Genomic DNA, 19,538 nt, shown 5'->3' with positions numbered 1-19,538 from the left:
TCCCGAGTCCCGAGTCCCGTCCACTACAGCACGACCGCCTCCCCGGCTCCAGACCCCCGTTTCGCGAACCCGCGCCGGATGGCGGAAGATGGATGACATGCGGCGCTCCAGCTTCACCGACCAACCCGTCACGTACGGGGCGGTCGGCGCCACCCAGGCGGCGGATCTGCTGTACTACCCGCCGAAGGGCTACAAGCCGCTGGAGCGCAGCATCCGGCTGGGCAGCGGCGACGAGCGCTTCGACACCGCGGCCACCGCGCTCATGGCGTGGGGCGTGCAGAAGGGCAGCGGCATCCTCGTCACCGACGTGAACGAGGGCACGGGCGTGCAGTACGAAGGCGTCGAGTTCGGCCCGGATGGCACCCCGATGCGGATGCGCGCCAACCGGCCCGAGGAGGACGTCTTCGCCGACGACGGCACGCCGTTCGTCCGCAACGGCATGACCGCCGTGCTGAAGATCCCGTTCGGCGCGTTCAAGGTCTCCGCGCCCATCCGCGTCGTCTACGTCATCGACGAGCCGCACCGGCGCGGTTTCGCCTATGGGACGCTGCACGGGCACCCCGAGAGCGGCGAGGAGCTGTTCCTGGTCGAGCGCCACGACGACGGGACAGTCTGGTTCGTCCTCCGCGCGCTGTCGCGGCCGTCCAACACGTTCTACCGCCTGGTCTCGCCGATCCTCGGGATGGTGCAGCGCCGCTACACGGCGAAGTACCTCCGGGCGCTCCACCCCGCGAGCTCCGCCTGATGCCGAGCACCCTGCCCCTGGGCGACCCGGCTCCCGCCGACGGGCTGCTGCCCGCGTCCGCCGCGCACGACGCGCACGAGCGCGACTTCGGCGTGTACCTGCACGTCCCGTTCTGCCGCGTGCGTTGCGGCTACTGCGACTTCAACACCTACACCGCCACGGAGCTGCGCGGCGTGTCCCAGTCCGAGTACGCGGGACACGCGGTGCGCGAGGTCGAGTTCGCCGCCGGCGTGCTGCGCGAAAGCGGCCTCCCGCACCGTCCCGTGTCCACCGTGTTCTTCGGCGGCGGCACCCCCACGCTGCTGCCGCCGGGCGATCTCGCCGCGATGCTGGGCGCGGTCCGCGACGCCTGGGGTCTCGCCGACGGCGCCGAGGTGACCACCGAGGCGAACCCCGACTCGGTGGATGCAGACGACCTGCGCCGCCTCGCCGACGCGGGCTTCACGCGCGTGTCGTTCGGGATGCAGTCCGCCGTCCCGCACGTCCTGGAGACGCTGGAGCGCACCCACGACCCGGCGCGCGTCCCGCTCGTCGTCGGCTGGGCGCGCGAGGCCGGCCTGCAGGTGAGCCTCGACCTCATCTACGGCACGCCGGGGGAATCGCTGGACGACTGGTCCCAGAGCCTGGACACCGCGCTGGCGTGCCGGCCGGACCACCTGTCGGCGTATGCGCTGATCGTGGAGCCGGGCACGAAGCTCGCGCGGCAGATCCGCTCCGGCCAGGTGCCCGAGCCGGACGACGACCTCGAGGCGGACATGTACGAGCTGGCCGACCAGCGCCTCGCCGACGCCGGGTACGACTGGTACGAGGTCAGCAACTGGGCGACCGACCATACCCACCGCTCCCGCCACAACCTCGCTTACTGGCTGGGTCACGACTGGTGGGGGATCGGCCCGGGCGCGCACAGCCACGTCGGCGGCGTCCGCTGGTGGAACGTGAAGCATCCCGCCGCCTATGCCCAGCGCGTGCTGGCGGGGGAGTCGCCGGCTGCCGGACGCGAAACGCTCGACGCCGGGACGCGGCACGTCGAGCGTGTGCTGCTGCTCAGCCGCATCCGCGAGGGCGTGTCGACCGCCGAGATCGGCGACGCCGGCCGCCACGAGATCCCCGGCCTGATCGCGGACGGCCTGGTAGACGGAAGAGCCGCCCTCCGCGGGTCGATCGTGCTGACCCTGCGGGGGCGGCTCCTGGCCGACGCGGTGGTGCGCCGGCTGCTCGCGGACGAGGCCGCCTGAGCGGCGAGTCCGCTAGCTGACGAACTTGATCGCGATCGGGTACGTGTAGTACTCGCCCTGGTTCGCCTTCACCGCGGCGATGATGCTGAACACGATGTCCAGGATCCACGCGGCGATGATGATGAAGATGCCGATGACGACGATCGACAGGATGCCGCCTACGACGTAGGCGATGAAGATCGTGATCTGGAAGTTCAGCGCCGTGGCCGCGTGCGCCCGGACGAACGGTCCGCGGTCCTTCAGCACCAGGTATCCGATGAGCGCCGGGATCCAGCTGAACAGGATGCCGCCGATCTGGATGAGGGTGGCCCAGAGCTTTTCGTCGGCCGGGCTGAGCTGCTGCGCGGCGCCGCCGTAGGGCTGCTGCGGCGGGGGCGGCGGAGGTGTCGCGGACATGGTGCTGTTCTCCCTTGTTGGACAGGGTGGACATGGTCGGCCTCAGCCTAGGGCGTGAAGCCCCAGCCTGAGAAGAGCCTGAACGCGTCGGTTACTTGATGAAGCGGAAGTTCACCGGGTAGCGGTACGTGCCGCCGCCGTTCACGCGCACGAAGCCGAGGATCGAGAACACCAGGTTCACGATGTACAGCGCCCACGGGATGAGCAGGCTGAACAGCAGCAACCCGATGCCGGTGAAGGCGAGGATGGCGCCGATGATCTGCGACGCGATCCACGCGAGGATCCAGGTGATCTGCCAGTTGAGCGCTTCCTTGGCCTCCTGGTTGGTGAGACGCCCGCGGTCCTTGAAGACGAGGTAGATGATGAGGGAGGGGAGGATCCAGAGGATGCCTCCCAGGTGAGCGAAGGCGGCCCACTGCTTGTCCTGCGCGGCGTCGAGCGGGGCGGCGGGGGTGGAGCCGTAGGGCTGCTGCGGGGGACGCCGCCGGCGGGGTCGGCGGGCTGGTTCGGGTCTGACATCGGCGTAACCCTTTCGTGATCGGTTGCGACACGCGTCGAACCGGTGCCCATACGGTACTGCCGCCGTGTCACAGGCGACAATCATCCTGTCCGCGTTTCCTCGCGGTAGGATTGGCACTCAAGAACAGCGAGTGCTAATCGGTCGACGGGAGGCGGGCATGGTCTCGGAACGCAGTCTCGAAGTGCTGCGCGTCATCGTTCAGGACTACGTGGCGTCGCGGGAGCCGGTGGGGTCGAAGAGCATCGTGGAGCGGCACTCCTTCGGTGTGTCCGCCGCGACCATCCGCAACGACATGGCACTGCTCGAAGAGGAGGAGCTGATCGCGGCTCCGCACACCTCGTCCGGCCGCGTCCCCACCGACAAGGGCTACCGCCTGTTCGTCGACCACCTGGCAGAGGTCCGGCCGCTGTCGACCGCTCAACGTACGGCCATCGAGACCTTCCTGGGGGCGTCCGCCGACTTCGACGACGTGCTCTCTCGTACGGTCCGCCTGCTCTCCCAGCTGACCAATCAGGTCGCTCTGGTGCAGTACCCGTCCGTCACCCGGTCGCGCATCCGGCACATCGAGCTGGTCGCGCTCGCCCCGCGGCGGCTGCTCAGCGTGCTCATCACCGACTCCGGCGCAGTGGAGCAGCGTGTCATCGAACTCCCGGCCGAGCTGAGCGATGAAGATGTGGCCGAAATCCGCGGAGCGATCAACGGCGCCGTCGCAGGGCTCACCCTGACCGAGGCGACCGCGCGGATGCGCGACCTGCCCGCCGCGCTCACGGACCGCACACGCACGCTGGTGGAGCCCGTCGCCAGCGCCCTGCTCGACCAGATCGCCGCCAACCGGCAGGAGAAGCTGGTGATGGCGGGCGCGGCCAACCTGGTCCGCACCGAGCTCGACTTCCCGGGCAGCATCACGCCGGTCCTGGAGGCGATCGAGGAGCAGGTGGTGCTGCTGCGGCTCTTCGACGAGATGGCGACCGACCAGCACGGCGTGGCCGTCAGCATCGGCCGCGAGAACGCCGGCTTCGGGCTCGCGGAAGCATCCGTCCTGTCCAGCGGTTACAGTGCGGCGGGAGCGGATGTGGCCCGCGTGGGCCTGCTCGGTCCGCTCCGCATGGACTACTCGGGCAACATGGCGGCCGTCCGCGCCGTCGCCCGTTACCTCTCCCGGCTGCTCGGCGACCAGTAGGCCGCCGGCACCCCGATCACAGCACGACGAAAGAAGAAGGAACAGCCCACGTGGCCGACCACTATGAAGTCCTCGGTGTCGAGCGAGACGCCAGCCCCGACGAGATCAAGAAGGCGTACCGCCGCCTCGCGCGCGAGCTCCACCCGGATGTGAACCCCAGCGCCGAGGCGCAGGAGCGGTTCAAGCTGGTGACGCACGCGTACGACGTGCTCAGCGACCCGCAGCAGCGTCAGCAGTACGACCTGGGCGGCTCCGGCGGGTTCGGCGGAGCGGGCGGGGCCGACTTCGCCGGCTTCAGCGACATCTTCGAGACGTTCTTCGGCGGGGGAGGCGGCGGAGGTCGCGGTCCCCGGTCTCGTCGCGAGCGGGGCCAGGATGCGCTGCTGCGCGTCGAGGTCGACCTCGACGAGGTCGTCTTCGGCACGCACCGCGACCTCGAGGTCGACACCGCCGTGGTCTGCGAGACCTGCAACGGCTCCTGCTGCCAGCCCGGCACCCAGCCGGTCACCTGCGACATCTGCCACGGCACCGGCAGCATCCAGCGGTCGGTCCGCTCGCTGCTCGGCAACGTGATGACCTCCAGCCCCTGCGGCACCTGCCGCGGCTACGGCACGGTCATCGCCACCCCGTGCGTCACCTGCCAGGGCCAGGGCCGCGTGCGCGCCCGCCGCACCGTCCCGGTGGACATCCCCGCCGGCGTCGACACCGGCCTGCGCCTGCAGATGCCGGGCAGCGGCGAGGCCGGCCCCGCCGGCGGCCCGAACGGCGACCTCTACCTCGAGATCAAGGTGAAGCACCACGAGGTGTTCAGCCGCGACGGCGACGACCTGCTCTGCACGCTGGAGCTCTCGATGACGGATGCGATCCTCGGCACGACCGCGACGGTGAAGGCGCTCGACGGCGACATCCGCCTCGAGCTCAAGCCCGGCACGCAGTCCGCCGACATCGTCACGGTGAAGGACCGCGGCATCACGCACCTGCGCGGCAGCGGCCGCGGCGACCTGCGGGTCGGCATCCAGGTGGTCACGCCCACCAAGCTCGACCACAAGGAGAAGGAGCTGATCAAGAAGTTCGCCTCCACCTACAAGGGGTCGCAGCCGACGCTGGCGCACTTCCAGCAGGGGCTGTTCGCCAAGCTCCGCGACCGGTTCCTCAACCTGTAGCCGTGGCGTCGCTCTACCTGCGCGAAGACCTGACCGACGTCGAGGTCGGCGGCCGGCTGTCGCTGACCGGCGCGGAGGCGAAGCACGCCGCGACGGTGAACCGCACACGGCCGGGGGAGTCGGTGCTCATCGGCAACGGCCGCGGCCTTGTCGCTTCGGGCGAGGTGCTGGTGTCCACGAACACCGAACTGACCATCGACGTGGAGTCGGTCTCCCGTGTCCCGCGTCCGACACCCGCGATCACGCTGGTGCAGGCGCTGGCCAAGGGCGACCGGGACGAGCTGGCCATCCAGGCGGCGACGGAGCTGGGGGTGGACGCGGTGGTGCCGTGGTCCGCATCCCGCTCGGTGTCGCGCTGGGAGGGACCGAAGGTCGCGAAGGGCCGGGAGCGCTGGGCGACGATCGTGCGCGAGGCGGCGAAGCAGTCGATCCGCGCATGGACGCCGGAGGTCGGCGAGCTGGCCACGACGAAGCAGATCGCGGCCCTGGCAGCGGGCGCGCGCGTGCTGGTGCTCGAACCCGACGCGGAGACGCCGCTCACAGGCATCGCGGCGGACGGCCGCGACCTCGTGCTGGTCGTCGGGCCGGAGGGCGGGATCGCGCCGCAGGAGCTCGAGGCCTTCCGCGCGGCGGGCGCGGAACTGGTGCGGCTCGGCGACACGGTGCTGCGCACGTCCACCGCGGGCCCCGCGGCGCTGGCGGTGCTGAACGCGGCGCTCGGGCGCTGGTGACCGCATACACCCGTCACGCCGACAGCGGACAGCCCGGCCGCATGTCACCCCGCGCGAATAGGATGGACGCATGGCAGACACGGAGCGTTCGATCTTCTCCCGCATCATCGCGGGCGAGATCCCGGCCGACGTGGTGTACGACTCGGAGCGCGTGATCGCGTTCCGCGACATCGCGCCGAAGGCGCCCGTGCACCTGCTCGTCGTTCCCAAGACCGAGCAGTACCGCGACGTCACCGAGCTCGCGGCGGGCGACCCGGCGCTGCTCGCCGAGGTCGTCGCCACCGCGCAGAAGCTCGCCGACGAGCACTCGGACGGCGACTACCGCCTCATCTTCAACACCGGCGCGGGCGCGGGCCAGACCGTGTTCCATGTCCACGCACACGTACTGAGCGGCCAGCTCGAGGAAGGATCACTTGCCCAGCTCTGAATCCACCCAGCCGAACCCGGCGGAGTCCGGCGCCGAGGCGCGCCTCAGCGTCGACGGCGTCCAGATGGTCCGCCTCCTCGGGCCGCAGGACCGCCTCCTCACCACGCTGGAGCGCCAGTACCCGCTGGTGAACGTGCACGTGCGCGGCAACGAGATCACGCTGACCGGAGACGCGACCCAGGTCGCGGCGGCGCAGCGGCTCGTGGAGGAGCTGCTGCAGATGGTCCGCAACGGCCAGGACCTCTCACCCGCTGAGGTCACCAGCTCGGCGAAGATGCTCGGCACCGACCTGAACCTCAGCCCGTCCGACGTTCTCGGGCAGGCCATCCTCACCGCCCGCGGCAAGAGCATCCGGCCGAAGACGCTCGGCCAGAGCCAGTACGTCGACGCGATCGACCACAACACGATCGTGTTCGGGATCGGCCCGGCCGGCACAGGCAAGACCTACCTCGCCATGGCGAAGGCCGTACAGGCGCTGCAGCGCAAAGAGGTCACCCGCATCATCCTGACGCGTCCGGCGGTCGAGGCCGGCGAGCGGCTGGGCTACCTGCCCGGCACGCTGACCGACAAGATCGACCCGTACCTCCGCCCGCTCTACGACGCGCTCAACGAGATGCTGGACCCGGACCTGGTGCCCAAGCTGCTCGCGGCCGGCACCATCGAGGTCGCCCCGCTCGCCTACATGCGCGGACGCACGCTGAACGACTCCTTCATCATCCTCGACGAGGCGCAGAACACGACGCCGGAGCAGATGAAGATGTTCCTGACGCGTCTCGGGTTCAACTCGAAGATGGTCGTCACCGGCGACATCACGCAGATCGACCTGCCGAACGCGGCGAGCGGCCTGCGGCTGGTGACCCGCGTCCTGAACGACATCGACGACATCCACTTCGCCCGCCTCACCAGCGAAGACGTCGTGCGCCACAGCCTCGTCGGCCGGATCGTCGACGCCTACACCGAGTACGACGCGCGTCAGCAGGCGCGCCACTTCGAGCGCGAGCAGGCGGCCGAGTTCGCCAACCGCGGCGAGCGGCGTGCCGGCTCGCCGCGAGTCCACCTGCCGAAGCGACGATAAGGGCCGCCGTGAGCATCGAGATCAACAACGAGTCGACCATCGAGGTGGACGAGTCCGCCCTGCAGCGGCTCGCTGCGTACGCGTTCGACATCCTGCACGTGCACCCGGACGCCGAGCTCGCCATCGTGCTCGTCGACGAGGCGGCCATGGAGCAGCTGCACGTGCAGTGGATGGACGAGCCCGGCCCCACGGACGTCCTGAGCTTCCCGATGGACGAGCTCCGCCCGGGCACCGAGGAGGAGCCGTCCCCGGCCGGGCTCCTCGGAGACGTGGTGCTCTGCCCGCAGGTCGCACAGGTCCAGGCGGAGACCGCCGGTCACAGCCTGCAGGACGAGCTGCTGCTGCTGACGACGCACGGCATCCTCCATCTGCTCGGCTTCGACCACGCCGAGCCGGCGGAGGAGCGCGAGATGTTCGCGATCCAGCGCGACATCCTGGTCGGCTTCGGCCGCTACGACCGACAGCGGTAGGAACCGGGATGCTGCAGGCGCTGTTCTTCATCGCCGCGTTCCTGCTCGTGGCGTTCGGCGGCCTCATGGCCGCGGTCGATGCCGCTCTGGCCGTCCGCTCGCGCGGCGACATCGCCGACCTGGCCACGACCTCACGGGCGAAGAGGTCGCTCCAGGCGATCTCCGAGGATCCGGGCGCGTACCTCAACGCGATCAACTTCACGCGACTTCTGGCCGAGACGACCGCTGCCGTGCTGGTGACGCTCGCCTTCGAGCAGATCTTCGAGCAGTGGTGGGTCTCGCTGATCCTCGCCGCGATCATCATGACCGCGGTGTCGTTCGTGCTGGTCGGCGTGAGCCCGCGCAGCGTCGGCCGTGCGAACTCGACCCTGCTGCTGCGGCTGACCGCGCCGGTGGTGCACTTCATCCGCATCGTGCTCGGACCCATCCCGGGCGGCCTGGTCGCGCTCGGCAACCGGGTCACGCCGTCCCGCGCCCGCTCGGCCCCGGTCACGAGCGAGGAGCAGCTGCTCTCGATCGTCGACGAGGCGACCGAGTTCGACGTGCTGGAAGAGGACGACCGGGAGCTCATCCACTCCATCTTCGAGTTCAACGAGACGGTCGTGCGCGAGGTGATGATCCCGCGCACCGACATGGTCACCGTCGACTCCACCGCGACGCTCGGCACCGCCATGGGGCTGTTCTTCTCGACCGGTGTCTCGCGCGTGCCGGTGATCGACGGCGGCGACCCGGACGAGGTGGTCGGCATCCTGTACCTGCGGGATGCGGCCAAGCTCAGCTTCGAGCGTCCGCTCGGCGCCGACGAGCTGACCGTGCGCGACCTCGCGCGCCCGGCGCTGTTCGTGCCGGAGTCGCAGAAGGCCGACGCGCTCCTCGCGCAGATGCAGCGCGAATCCAATCACCTGGCCATGGTGGTGGACGAGTACGGCGGCATCGCGGGCCTCGTCACGCTGGAAGACCTCATCGAGGAGCTGGTCGGCGACATCTCGGACGAGTACGACCATGAGGTCGCGCTCATCCAGCCGCTGGGCGAGGGCCGCTACCGGATCGCCACGCGCCTGCCCATCGACGACCTGGGCGAGCTGTTCGACCTGGAGATCGAGGACGAGGACGTCGACAGTGTCGGCGGGCTCGTCACCAAGGCGCTCGGCCGGCTGCCCGAGGTCGGCTCGACCGTCACCGTTCACGGGCTGCGCTTCACGGTCGACCGCATCGAGGGCCGGCACAAGCATGTCGCCTCGGTGCTGGTGGAGCGGGATGTCGCCCTGCTGCCGGAGCCGCACGGCGACGACGTCCCCATGCCCGCGGACCAGGACCGCCCCGACAAGCACCGTTCCGACCGCCACACCACCCAGGAGAGCCGCTCGTGACCGAGTACCACGCCGGATTCGTCTCATTCGTCGGCCGCCCCAACGTGGGCAAGTCGACGCTGACCAACGCCCTCGTCGGCGAGAAGGTCGCCATCACGAGCTCGAAGCCGCAGACCACCCGCCGCGCCATCCGCGGCATCATGCACCGCCCGGACGGCCAGCTCATCCTGGTCGACACACCGGGCATCCACCGTCCGCGGACCCTGCTCGGGGAGCGGTTGAACACCCTCGTCCAGTCGACGCTCGGCGACGTGGACGTGATCGGCTTCTGCGTCCCCGCCGACGAGAAGATCGGCCCGGGCGACCGGTTCATCAACGAACAGCTCGACGACTACCCGCGCGCCAAGAAGGTCGCGATCGTCACAAAGGTGGATGCGGCGGGTAAGGCGCAGGTCGCCGAGCAGCTGCTCGCGGTGTCCGCGCTGCGCGACTGGGAGGCGATCGTCCCGGTGTCGGCGGCCAGCGCCATCCAGCTCGACACGCTGACGACCGAGCTCATGAAGCTGCTCCCGGTGTCGCCCGCCCCGCTCTACCCGGAGGAGGCGACGACCGACGAAGGCCTCGAGGACCGCATCGCGGAGCTCATCCGCGAGGCCGTGCTGGAAGGCGTCGAGGACGAACTCCCGCACTCGCTCGCGGTGACCATCGACGACATGGTCGAGCGCGACGACAAAGACCTCGTCGACATCTACGCGAACCTCTTCGTCGAGCGCGACAGCCAGAAGGCGATCGTGATCGGCAAGGGCGGCAGCCGCATCCGCGAGGTCGGTGCCGCGGCGCGGAAGCCGATCGAGGAACTGCTGGGTCGTCACGTGTTCCTGTCGATCCGGGTGAAGGTCGCGAAGGACTGGCAGCGGGATCCGAAGCAGCTGGGGCGCCTGGGGTTCTAGCACCGGAGTCGTCCACAGGCACGGCTCGGCTACATCCCGAGGATGATTCCTGTGGATAGTCGCCGCGCCCGCGGTGGCAGGACCGTACGGTAGAAGCATGGCCTCCCGCAGCCGACTCCTGAGCGCGCTCGCTCCGCACCGCTGGGTGCTCGAGCCCGCGCTGGCCGTCGTGCTGTTCGGGGCGTGGTTCGTCACCGGGCTGCCGTTCGACCTCGCGGCCGCGCTGGCGCTGGTGTTCTACTGCGCCGCGGTGGCGCTGTCGCGGACGCTGCCCGGAGTCGCGCTCGGGCTGATCTGGATCGCGGTGCTGCTGGAGCTGACGGAGCAGTCCTCGTTGCCGGGCGCCTTCCGCGTGATCGCGGCGATCGCGGTGGTCGTGGCGCTGGTCGGCGTCGCCTCGCACGGCGGGCGGGTGCTGCGCTGGCTCGACCTCGCGTCGGCGATCCTGCTCGCGCCGGCCACGGCGTACCTGTTCACGGTGCGCGGCGACCTCAAGTTCCCGCAGTTCGGGCCGGTCATCGGCGGGTACTACACCAGCCAGGGCGTCGGCTTCCTGCTGATGAGCCTGCTGCTCGCGGTCATCTTCGTGGCGGCGTGGCTGCTCGGCTTCCTGGTAGCGCGTCAGCGCGCCGCGCAGGGCGGCTCGGCCGGGGGCGGCGGGGTCATCGGCGGGCAGGGGCCGTCGGTGCTCGTCTGGCTGGCGTCCAGCGGGGGAGCCGACGTCGAGGAGGACGACGCCGACCGGGCGCAGCTGGTGCGGCGGCTGACGCGCACGCAACTCACGGTCGACATGGTGGGAGCGGTCGCCTTCGAGGTGTTCTGCCTGCTGGTGGGGGAGCAGGACCGCGCCGCGTTCGTCGTGATCACGGTGTTCGCCGTGGCCGTCGCGCTGCGGCGGATGTCGCCGGCGATCGCGCTCTCGCTGGCGTGGCTCGCCGCGGTGCTGCAGATGACCACCGGGCACAGCATCCTGGTCAGCGACGTCGCGGTGCTCATCGTGCTGTATGCGACGGCGGCCTACGGCGACCGGGTGGTGCGCGCCGCCGGACTCATCTCGGCCGGCATCGGCGCGTTCGTCGCCGCGCTGTACCTGACGGTCACCGCGGCGGTCGCACAGGGGTACTACAACCTGCTGTCGAGCCAGATCGCGAGCGTCGCGCTGCAGTTCGCCTTCCTCTTCGTGGTGAGCGTCACCGTGCTGGGGCTATCGTGGGTGCTCGGGCTGCTCGTCCGCACCTGGCGGAACGCCCGCGCCGCACGGCGTGCCCGCGATGAGGCGGAGCTGGTGCGCGACCGGGCGGTCGAAGACGTCGTTGTCGAGCAGGAGCGGACGCGCATCGCGCGCGACATGCACGACGTCGTCGCGCACTCGCTGGCGGTGGTCATCGCGCAGGCGGACGGCGCGCGGTACGCCCGCCAGTCCGACCCGGATGCGGTGGATGAGGCGCTGGCGACCATCGCATCCACTGCCCGCTCAGCGCTCGGAGACGTGCGGGTCCTGCTCGCCGAACTGCGCGCGTCCGGGCCCACCGGCGCGGGGCTTCCGGGTGACTCAGAACGTCCGGTCGCCCACGACGGCCCGCAGCCGTCGCTCGCCGATCTGGACCAGACCGTCGAGCACATCCGCTCGGCCGGACTCGAGGTCCGCCTCGAGCGGACCGGAGCCGTCGAGCGGTTGGGATCGGCCCAGCAGCTGGCCGCCTACCGCATCGTGCAGGAGGCGCTGACCAACGCGCTCCGGCACGGCGACACCAGCCGTCCGGCGAGCGTCGTGCTCTCCGAGGGGGCCGCCGACGGCGGCTCCGGCCCGGGCGCGCGTCCGCCCGGCCTCGTCATCACCGTGAGGAACACCATGAAAGACACCATCGAGTCCACATCGACCGGGCCCGTGGGCACGGGTTCGGTGCCCCGCGTGGGCCACGGGCTGCCCGGGATGCGCGAGCGCGCCTCCCTCGCCGGTGGCTCGCTGACCGCGGGTCCCGTCGAGGGGGAGTTCGTCGTGTCGGCGTTCCTGCCGGGCGCTCCCGTCGGGGCGACGGCGTGAGCGGGGCGGAGGCGGCGGTCGAGACCGGCGCTCGCATCCGGGTGCTGCTCGTCGACGACCAGCCGCTGTTCCGTGCGGGCGTGCGAATGCTCCTCGGCTCGCAGGACGACCTGGAGTTCGCCGGGGAGGCGGGCAACGGGCAGGAGGGCGTCCGGGTCGCCGCCGAGACCCGGCCGGACGTGGTGCTGATGGACATCCGGATGCCGATCATGGACGGCATCGCCGCGACGAGCGCGATCATCGCGGACGCGGAGCGCGCCGGGCGCACGCCGCCGCGGATCGTGGTGCTGACGACGTTCGACCTCGACGAGGCCGCGGCCCGCGCCATCCGCGGCGGGGCGAGCGGGTTCGTGCTGAAGGACGCCGAGCCGGAGTTCCTGCTCGCGGCGATCCGCACCGTCCACGCGGGCAGCGCGGTCATCGCGGCGGGCGCCACCCGGGAGCTGTTCGAGTACTTCTCCGCGGCGAAGCCGGTGCAGCAGACGCCGCCGGAGTTCGAGTCGCTGACCTCTCGCGAGCGCGAGATCTTCGTGCTCGCTGCGCGCGGGTTGAGCAACGCCGAGATCGCAGGGTCCGAGTTCCTGAGCGAGGCGACGGTCAAGACGCACATCTCGCGCATCCTGGCGAAGCTCGGCCTGCGCGACCGCGTGCAGATGGTCGTCTACGCCTTCGAGCACGGGCTGACTGCGGCCGAATAGCCCCGCAGCGACGGTCGCGACGATCTCGCGGCGGTCCCCGCAGACGCCGACGGACCGCGCGGCCCTCAGTCGAAGACCCGCACCAGCCGCCACGAGCGCTCGACCGCGTCGTGCCGGACGTCGAACACGAGCGCCGCGCCGTCCTCGCTGGTGCCCTGGAAGCGCCAGCCGCCGATCTCGCGCGGGAGGCTCCCGACGGCGTACCGGTTGGCACCGAATGGCCGCCACCAGGCGCAGACCTCGGCCCAGACCGTGGGCGTGTCGGAGACCCGGTATCGTGTCGCCCGCCAGACCAGCCTTGTCGGCACCCCGTCCTCGGTCGTCCACACGGCGACCGCCTCGTCGATCTCGGTCATGCAGCTCACCTCATTCATCGAACATATGTTCGAATCCGAGTGTAACCGCGACCCGCCGACATCGCACCCCTCACGTCGGGCCGCCCTGTCATACTGGCCTCTATGGCCGACTTCACGGATCACTCGACCGCGTCCCTTCGCCTCAGCAACGACGAGCGCGAGCGGGCGGTCGCCGCCCTCCAGGCGGAGGCGGCGCAGGGGCGCCTGACCGCGGAGGAGGTCGAGGCCCGCACCGCGGCGGCACGATCGGCCGTCACCCGCGGCGACCTGGCTCCGCTCTTCCGGGATCTGCCCGGAGGCCTCCGCCTCGACCCGCAGACACCGCCCCAGCCCCAGCCGCCCTACCCGGCGCAGCAGCCGTACGCGGCACAGCCGGATGCGCGCGCGTGGGGCGGAAACGGCGCCGGCGCCGGCCGAGAGCCCGCGAGCCGTTGGGGCCTGCTCGCCGTGTCGATCATCCCGTTCGTGTCGCTGATCCTGTTCTTCATCACCGGCGCGGTGTGGGGTTACCAGTACAGCTGGCTGTGGTTCCTGCTCATCCCGCTCGTCGGCGCGATCACCTACGGGCCGGACGCCGGGCGCCGCCGCTAGGACGGACCTCAGCCGACGGTCGCGCCGAACAGCAGACCCAGGAGGTACGTGGCCCCGGCCGCGCCGTAGCCGATCAGGAGCTGCCGGATCGCGCGCTTGAGCGGCGACGCGCCCGACAGCAGGCCGACCACGGCCCCCGTGCCGAGGAGCACGATTCCGACGAGCAGCGCCGAGACGATGATCGCCACCGTGCCCGTGAGCCCGAACAGGAACGGCAGGATCGGGATGAGCGCCCCGGATGCGAAGAAGCAGAAGCTCGACAGCGCCGCGCTCCACCCCGTGCCGATCGCCTCGTGCTCGTCGTCGCCGTTGGTCGGCTGGATCGGGATGGGCGACGTCACCGCCTGGAGGCTGGAAAGCACCTCGCGCGCGTGCGACTCCGCCTCCTCGGCGGACATGCCGCGAGCACGGTAGACCAGGGTGAGCTCGTTCGCATCTACGTCGAGGTGGGGGAGCGCGGAGCCGGTGGCGGGGTTGGGTGTCGTCGCCTCGAGGAGTTCGCGCTGGGATCGCACCGAGACGTACTCGCCCGCGCCCATCGAGAGCGCGCCGGCGAGCAGGCCGGAGATGCCGGTGAGCAGGACGACGTGGGTCGGGACGCCGCTCGCGCTGATGCCGAGGACCAGCGCCAGGTTGCTGACCAGGCCGTCGTTGGCGCCGAAGACCGCCGCGCGGAAGGTGCCGGAGAGCCGCTGCCGGCCGCGTGCGGCGAGCGCGCGCACGACCTCCTCGTGCACCTGCTCGTCGGCGGCCATCTGCGGTGTGGCGTCGCGGTCGTCGGAGTACGGGGAGCGGGCCTCGGCGCGCTGGGCGAGCGCGAGCACGAAGACGGAGCCGAAGCGGCGGGCGAGCCAGCCGAGCAGCCGGGTGCGGACGTCGCCGCGCAGCGGCTTGCCCGCCTGCGGACCGAGGAGGTCGATCCAGTGCTGTTCGTGGCGGCGCTCGGCCTCCGCCAGGGCCAGGAGGATTTCGCGCTCCTCGCCCTCGCGGCGGCTGGCGAGGTCGCGGTAGACCGCAGCCTCCGCGCGCTCGTCGGCGAGGTAGCGTCGCCACCTCTTGATGTCGGCGGGGCTCGGGGTGCGGGCTGCGATCGTCATCGCCTCCAGTCTACCGGGGGTCGGGGAGCCTGACCTCGGCGGAGCCGTCGATGACCAGCTCCGCCGCGGAGCGGGTGAAGCGCTCGCCCCAGTCGGCCGCGGCGAGAACGGCCTCCTCGGGTCCCGAGATCCGGAACGGCGCATCCACCGCTGCGAGGCCGAACAGGGCCCACTCGGCGCTGTCCGCGGTGATCCGGACGGCGCAGGTGCCGTCGCCGTTGTCCTCGACCGTCGCCCAGCGGCCGAGGATGTCGACCACACGGTCGTGCGGGGCCTCGATGACCGCCTCGACGATCAGCGGCTCGATCGCCGTGTGCAGCGACGCGCGCACGTACTCGGCCGCATCCTCCGCGGGGAGCGCGCGCGGGCGGAACCGATGCCCGGTGGGCTTCGGGTCGGCGATGCGGTCGAGCCGGAAGCTGCGCCAGTCGAATCGGGTGAGGTCGTAGGCGACGAGGTACCAGCGGCGCTCGATCGAGACCAGGCGGTGGGGCTCCACCGTGCGGGTGGACGCCTGGCCGTCGCGGGCGACGTAGGCGAACTCGATCCGCTCCTCGTCGCGGCAGGCCTGGGCGAGGACCGTCAGGATGCCGGCGTCGGCGGTGGGCCCGGGGCCGAGCGCGGTGGTCAGGGTCGTCATCCGGAGGGCGTCGACGCGCCTCCGCAGCCGCGGGGGCATGACCTGCACCACCTTCGCGAGCGCGCGGACGGAGGCCTCGTCGACGCCGGCGATCCCGCTCTGGGCCGCTGTGCGCAGGCCGACCGCGAGCGCGACGGCCTCGTCGTCGTCGACGACCAGCGGGGGAGGGAGGCGCCGGCCGCCAGCTGGTAGCCGCCGGAGACGCCGCGGGTGGCGTCGACCGGGTAGCCGAGGTCGCGCAGGCGTTCGACGTCGCGGCGCAGCGTCCGCGGGGAGATGCCGAGCCGGTCGGCCAGTTCGTGGCCGGGCCAGTAGCGGTGGTTCTGCAGGAGCGACAGGAGTTGGAGTGCTCGGGATCCGGTGCTTGCCATGGATCCATTGTGCCCGGCATGCGGTCGGTTCCTGGCCGCTATGGCCGCAATACCCGCATTAGGGCACGGACGCTGGTACCAGTGCTTTCGCGCCCGGACGCGAGAGCGTCAGCACCGCCTCCGTGATCCAGGGCGACTCCTCGAGCGCCGCCTCGACGTCCTGCAGGTCGACCGCCACATCGGCTTCGCGGTCGTTTCCCCGCAGGTCGATCGCGGCCACCAGGTAGAACCGCTCCGGTCCCACGTACTCGAGGTGCAGGTAGGTGACCTTCTCGACTTCGGGATGCTCGAGCAGCGCGGCGAGGGCGGCCTCCCAGGCCCGATCCGACCCGGGCTGGCCGACGAGGAACCGCCGGTTGCGCTCGATGAGCACGAAGGCGACGATCGCCAGCAGCACGCCGACCAGGATGGAACCGAGCGCATCCCAGAAAGGGTTGCCCGTCAGCTCGTGCAGCAGCAGGCCGAGGAAGGCGATCACCAGACCGACCAGCGCCGCCGAGTCCTCCGCGAACACGGCGCGCAGCGTCGGGTTCGAGGTGCGGAGGACGTGCTCGAAGGTGTTCGTGCCCGCATCCGACGCCTTGGCGTGCGCCTGCCGGTACGACTGGATGAACGAGATGCCCTCGAAGACGAAGGCGGCGGCCAGCACGATGTAGCCGATGAGGTAGTTCGTGTCCTCTTCTTCGGACGAGAGCGCGGAGACGCCGTGCATGATCGACACCACGGCACCTGCGGTGAAGAGGCCGACGGCGGCGAACAGGCTCCACACGTACGCGTCGCGGCCGTACCCGCCGGGATGGGAGTCGTCACGCGGCTTGGCCGCCGCCCGCTCCGCCTGGATGAGGAAGATCTCGTTGCCCGCGTCCGCCCACGAGTGCGCCGCCTCGGCCACCAGCGACGCGGAGCCGGTGATCGCGGCGGCGATCGTCTTCGCGATGGCGACGAGGATGTTGGCCCCGAAGGCGAGCAGGACCGTGAACAGGCTGGAGGACGATCGCTTCTCACCGGGCACAGCGACACCATAGCCCCGCGGCGGAAACGCGGAAGGCCCCGGTCTTGTGCGACCGGGGCCTTCTCGCTCCTGCGATGTGTCCGAGGGGGACTTGAACCCCCACGCCCTATACGGGCACTAGCACCTCAAGCTAGCGCGTCTGCCATTTCCGCCACCCGGACAGGTGTTTTCGGCCTCCGGATCGCTCCGGCTGCCGAAGAAAGACGATAGCACGGTTTTCCCCTGCGCTTTCACTCCTCCACACACCCCGGGCGTGGCGCGGCGGCGGCGTGCACCGCCCGGTAGCGTAATGGGATGACCGACGAACTCCGCACCTCCGAGCCCGAGCTCGACGAGACCGCGATCATCGCGCGTGACCTCATCCGCTTCGACACCACGAACTTCGGCGAGGGCCGCTCGAACGGCGAAGCGGATGCGGCGGAGTACGTCGAGGCCAAGCTGGCCGCGCTGGGCCTCGCGCCCCGGGTGTTCGAGTCCGACCCCGGCCGCGCGAGCGTCGTCGCGCGGGTCGAGGGCGCCGACCCCGGCAAGCCGGCACTGGTCGTGCACGGGCACCTCGACGTGGTCCCCGCCGACCCGCGCAACTGGACCGTCGACCCGTTCGGCGGCGAGATCAAGGACGGCCTGCTCTGGGGCCGCGGCGCGGTCGACATGAAGAACATGGACGCGATGATCCTGACCGCGGTCGGCGACATCCTGAGCGCGGGGAGCGGCCCGCTCGCGACCTCGTCGTGGCCTTCTTCGCCGACGAGGAGGATGGCGGCCGCCGCGGCTCCCACCACCTGGTCGACAACCACCCGGAGCTGTTCCAGGGCGCGACCGAAGCGATCAGCGAGGTCGGCGGCTACTCCATCGACCTCGCGGGCCGGCGCGCCTACCTGCTGCAGACCGGCGAGAAGTCGCTGGTCTGGATCAAGCTGATCGCGCGCGGCCGCGCGGCGCACGGCTCGCGCCTCATCCGCGACAACGCGATCACGAAGCTCGCGGAGGCGGTCGTCACCATCGGTCGCGAGGAGTGGCCGATCCAGCTCACCGCGACGACCACGCGTCTCATCGGCGAGCTCGGCCGTCTGCTCGACGTCGACCCTCAGCGTGTCGGACCGGACGAGGTCGTGATCCGCACGGGCACGGCCGCGGGGTTCATCCTCGCGACGCTCCGGACGACGACCAACCCGACGCTTCTTGAGGCCGGCTACAAGCACAACGTCATCCCGGACACGGCGGAGGCGCTGGTCGACATCCGCACGCTCCCCGGCGAGGAGGACGCGGTGCTCGCGCGTGTCAGGGAGCTCGTCGGAGAGGACGTCGAGATCCAGGTGATGCACCGCGACATCGGGCTGGAGGCGGAGTTCGGCGGTGGACTCGTCGACGCCATCACCGGGACGCTCAACCAGCACGATCCCGAGGCGCCTGTGCTGCCCTACCTGCTCTCCGGCGGCACCGACAACAAGGCACTGAGCAAGCTCGGGATCACCGGCTACGGCTTCGCCCCGCTGCGGCTGCCGGCCGAGCTCGACTTCCCCGGCATGTTCCACGGCGTTGACGAGCGCGTGCCGCTCGACGCGCTAGTGTTCGGGAGGACCGTGCTCCGCGACCTCCTGCGCAGCTACTAGGTCCGTCCGTCCGCCTCCGACCCCCGGGACCGTCTACACGACCATGGAATTCATCAACGCCCTGATCCTCGGCTTCGTGCAGGGACTCACCGAGTTCCTGCCGATCTCGTCGTCGGCCCACATCCGCATCGTCGGCGAACTGCTCGGCACGGGTGCCGACCCCGGCGCCCGGTTCACCGCCATCATCCAGCTCGGCACCGAAGCGGCCGTGCTGCTCTACTTCTGGCGCGATATCGCGCGCATCGTCGCGCAGTGGTTCCGTGCGCTGTTCGGCCGCATCCCGCGCAACGACCCGGACGCGCGGATGGGCTGGCTGGTGATCGTCGGCAGCATCCCGATCGTGGTCCTCGGGCTGCTCTTCCAGAACCAGATCGAGACGGTGTTCCGGTCGCTGTGGATCGTCGCGACGACGCTGATCGTGTTCGGCATCCTGCTCGGCATCGCGGACTGGGTGGGCTCGAAGACGAAGCGGCTGCGGGATCTGACCTGGCGCGACGGCATCATCTACGGCTTCGCTCAGGCGCTCGCTCTCATCCCGGGCGTCTCGCGCTCGGGCGGCACCATCACCGCCGGGCTCTTCATGGGCTACCAACGCCGTGCGGCCGCCCGCTACTCGTTCCTGCTCGCGATCCCCGCCGTGTTCGGCAGCGGCCTCTACCAGCTGTACAAGGCGATCAAGGAGCCGTGCACCCAGGCGCTCGCGCAGGCAGGCACCTGCACCGTGGAGGTGTTCGGACCGGTCGAGACGGCCGCGGCCACCGTCGTCGCGTTCGTGGTCGGGCTGCTCGTCATCGCCCTGTTCATGGGCTACATCTCGCGCCGCAGCTTCCTGCCGTTCGTCATCTACCGCATCGTGCTCGGCGTGCTGCTGATGATCCTGCTCGCCACCGGAGTGCTCCAGGCCTGAGAGCCGC

Annotated in this window: 21 protein-coding genes, 1 tRNA gene and 1 pseudogene; 15 read left to right on the top strand and 8 right to left on the bottom strand. The window is 70.7% G+C overall.

Features of this window, described 5'->3' with window-relative positions:
* The first annotated feature begins 97 nt into the window (after window positions 1-97).
* Window positions 98-745 (top strand): DUF1990 family protein, encoded by a 648-nt coding sequence (locus ACRAWB_RS06620; protein WP_431352589.1) that lies wholly within the window; start codon window positions 98-100, stop codon window positions 743-745.
* Window positions 745-1,980: a radical SAM family heme chaperone HemW gene (hemW, locus tag ACRAWB_RS06615; protein WP_431352588.1), complete on the top strand. Its 1,236-nt coding sequence runs from the start codon at window positions 745-747 to the stop codon at window positions 1,978-1,980. Before ACRAWB_RS06620 ends, hemW begins: the two co-directional genes overlap by 1 nt.
* Before the next feature lie 12 nt (window positions 1,981-1,992).
* Here the strand turns inward: hemW and ACRAWB_RS06610 are convergent, their stop codons facing one another.
* Window positions 1,993-2,376 (bottom strand): DUF4870 domain-containing protein, encoded by a 384-nt coding sequence (locus ACRAWB_RS06610; RefSeq protein WP_431352587.1) that lies wholly within the window; start codon window positions 2,374-2,376, stop codon window positions 1,993-1,995.
* A 91-nt stretch (window positions 2,377-2,467) separates the two neighbouring features.
* The gene (locus ACRAWB_RS06605; protein ID WP_431352586.1) at window positions 2,468-2,980 is read right to left on the bottom strand and encodes a DUF4870 domain-containing protein; all 513 of its coding nucleotides are present in this window, start codon (window positions 2,978-2,980) and stop codon (window positions 2,468-2,470) included.
* Between the two features lie 73 nt (window positions 2,981-3,053).
* Between ACRAWB_RS06605 and hrcA the strand changes: the two genes are divergently transcribed.
* The 10 genes from hrcA (at window position 3,054) to ACRAWB_RS06555 (ending at window position 12,944) form a co-directional block, all read left to right on the top strand.
* On the top strand, window positions 3,054-4,076 hold the full coding sequence (hrcA, locus tag ACRAWB_RS06600) for a heat-inducible transcriptional repressor HrcA (RefSeq protein ID WP_431352585.1): 1,023 nt from the start codon (window positions 3,054-3,056) through the stop codon (window positions 4,074-4,076).
* A 50-nt stretch (window positions 4,077-4,126) separates the two neighbouring features.
* Window positions 4,127-5,239: a molecular chaperone DnaJ gene (gene dnaJ / locus ACRAWB_RS06595; protein ID WP_431352584.1), complete on the top strand. Its 1,113-nt coding sequence runs from the start codon at window positions 4,127-4,129 to the stop codon at window positions 5,237-5,239.
* 2 nt (window positions 5,240-5,241) lie between these two features.
* Window positions 5,242-5,970, top strand: a complete 729-nt coding sequence (locus ACRAWB_RS06590) for a 16S rRNA (uracil(1498)-N(3))-methyltransferase (RefSeq protein WP_431352583.1) — start codon at window positions 5,242-5,244, stop codon at window positions 5,968-5,970.
* 70 nt (window positions 5,971-6,040) lie between these two features.
* Window positions 6,041-6,397, top strand: coding sequence for a histidine triad nucleotide-binding protein (locus ACRAWB_RS06585; protein ID WP_431352582.1), 357 nt, complete (start codon window positions 6,041-6,043; stop codon window positions 6,395-6,397).
* A complete protein-coding gene (locus ACRAWB_RS06580; RefSeq protein ID WP_431352581.1) occupies window positions 6,384-7,472 on the top strand; it encodes a PhoH family protein in 1,089 nt (362 codons plus the stop codon). Before ACRAWB_RS06585 ends, ACRAWB_RS06580 begins: the two co-directional genes overlap by 14 nt.
* An 8-nt stretch (window positions 7,473-7,480) precedes the next feature.
* Complete coding sequence (ybeY, locus tag ACRAWB_RS06575) at window positions 7,481-7,942, top strand: rRNA maturation RNase YbeY (protein ID WP_064109068.1); 462 nt, start codon at window positions 7,481-7,483, stop codon at window positions 7,940-7,942.
* 8 nt (window positions 7,943-7,950) lie between these two features.
* On the top strand, window positions 7,951-9,312 hold the full coding sequence (locus tag ACRAWB_RS06570) for a hemolysin family protein (RefSeq protein WP_431352580.1): 1,362 nt from the start codon (window positions 7,951-7,953) through the stop codon (window positions 9,310-9,312).
* Window positions 9,309-10,202 carry a GTPase Era gene (gene era / locus ACRAWB_RS06565; protein ID WP_431352579.1) on the top strand — a complete coding sequence of 298 codons (894 nt, stop codon included), beginning with the start codon at window positions 9,309-9,311 and terminating at the stop codon, window positions 10,200-10,202. Before ACRAWB_RS06570 ends, era begins: the two co-directional genes overlap by 4 nt.
* Window positions 10,203-10,299: 97 nt before the next feature.
* Entirely contained in the window at window positions 10,300-12,246 is a 1,947-nt protein-coding gene (locus ACRAWB_RS06560) for a sensor histidine kinase (RefSeq protein ID WP_431352578.1), read from the top strand.
* On the top strand, window positions 12,243-12,944 hold the full coding sequence (locus ACRAWB_RS06555) for a response regulator (RefSeq protein ID WP_431352577.1): 702 nt from the start codon (window positions 12,243-12,245) through the stop codon (window positions 12,942-12,944). Before ACRAWB_RS06560 ends, ACRAWB_RS06555 begins: the two co-directional genes overlap by 4 nt.
* A 65-nt stretch (window positions 12,945-13,009) precedes the next feature.
* On the opposite strand, the gene ACRAWB_RS06550 is transcribed toward ACRAWB_RS06555, so the two are convergent.
* Window positions 13,010-13,300, bottom strand: coding sequence for a DUF6504 family protein (locus tag ACRAWB_RS06550; protein ID WP_431352576.1), 291 nt, complete (start codon window positions 13,298-13,300; stop codon window positions 13,010-13,012).
* A 102-nt stretch (window positions 13,301-13,402) separates the two neighbouring features.
* Here ACRAWB_RS06550 and ACRAWB_RS06545 point away from each other — a divergent pair, with 102 nt between their 5' ends.
* Entirely contained in the window at window positions 13,403-13,891 is a 489-nt protein-coding gene (locus ACRAWB_RS06545) for a DUF1707 SHOCT-like domain-containing protein (protein ID WP_431352575.1), read from the top strand.
* 8 nt (window positions 13,892-13,899) lie between these two features.
* On the opposite strand, the gene ACRAWB_RS06540 is transcribed toward ACRAWB_RS06545, so the two are convergent.
* The 5 genes from ACRAWB_RS06540 to ACRAWB_RS06520 form a co-directional block, all read right to left on the bottom strand.
* On the bottom strand, window positions 13,900-14,988 hold the full coding sequence (locus ACRAWB_RS06540) for a VIT1/CCC1 transporter family protein (protein WP_431352574.1): 1,089 nt from the start codon (window positions 14,986-14,988) through the stop codon (window positions 13,900-13,902).
* Window positions 14,989-14,998: 10 nt separating this feature from the next.
* Complete coding sequence (locus tag ACRAWB_RS06535; protein ID WP_431352573.1) at window positions 14,999-15,628, bottom strand: helix-turn-helix transcriptional regulator; 630 nt, start codon at window positions 15,626-15,628, stop codon at window positions 14,999-15,001.
* Window positions 15,625-15,999, bottom strand: a complete 375-nt coding sequence (locus tag ACRAWB_RS06530) for a helix-turn-helix transcriptional regulator (protein ID WP_431352572.1) — start codon at window positions 15,997-15,999, stop codon at window positions 15,625-15,627. Before ACRAWB_RS06530 ends, ACRAWB_RS06535 begins: the two co-directional genes overlap by 4 nt.
* A gap of 58 nt (window positions 16,000-16,057) precedes the next feature.
* Window positions 16,058-17,011: a cation diffusion facilitator family transporter gene (locus ACRAWB_RS06525; RefSeq protein WP_431352571.1), complete on the bottom strand. Its 954-nt coding sequence runs from the start codon at window positions 17,009-17,011 to the stop codon at window positions 16,058-16,060.
* A 76-nt stretch (window positions 17,012-17,087) separates the two neighbouring features.
* A tRNA-Leu gene (locus ACRAWB_RS06520) sits at window positions 17,088-17,173 on the bottom strand.
* A 132-nt stretch (window positions 17,174-17,305) separates the two neighbouring features.
* On the opposite strand from ACRAWB_RS06520, the pseudogene ACRAWB_RS06515 reads away from it, so the two are divergent.
* Window positions 17,306-18,624 (top strand): annotated as a pseudogene (locus tag ACRAWB_RS06515) (M20/M25/M40 family metallo-hydrolase).
* A gap of 43 nt (window positions 18,625-18,667) precedes the next feature.
* A complete protein-coding gene (locus ACRAWB_RS06510) occupies window positions 18,668-19,531 on the top strand; it encodes an undecaprenyl-diphosphate phosphatase (protein ID WP_431352570.1) in 864 nt (287 codons plus the stop codon).
* Window positions 19,532-19,538 lie beyond the last annotated feature (7 nt).

The sequence above is a fragment of the Leifsonia poae genome (genome assembly GCF_050632865.1).
Taxonomy (GTDB): Bacteria; Actinomycetota; Actinomycetes; order Actinomycetales; family Microbacteriaceae; genus Leifsonia; species Leifsonia poae_B.
The sequence above is the reverse complement of the archived record's forward strand: the minus strand, read 5'-3'. Positions and strand labels throughout refer to the sequence as shown.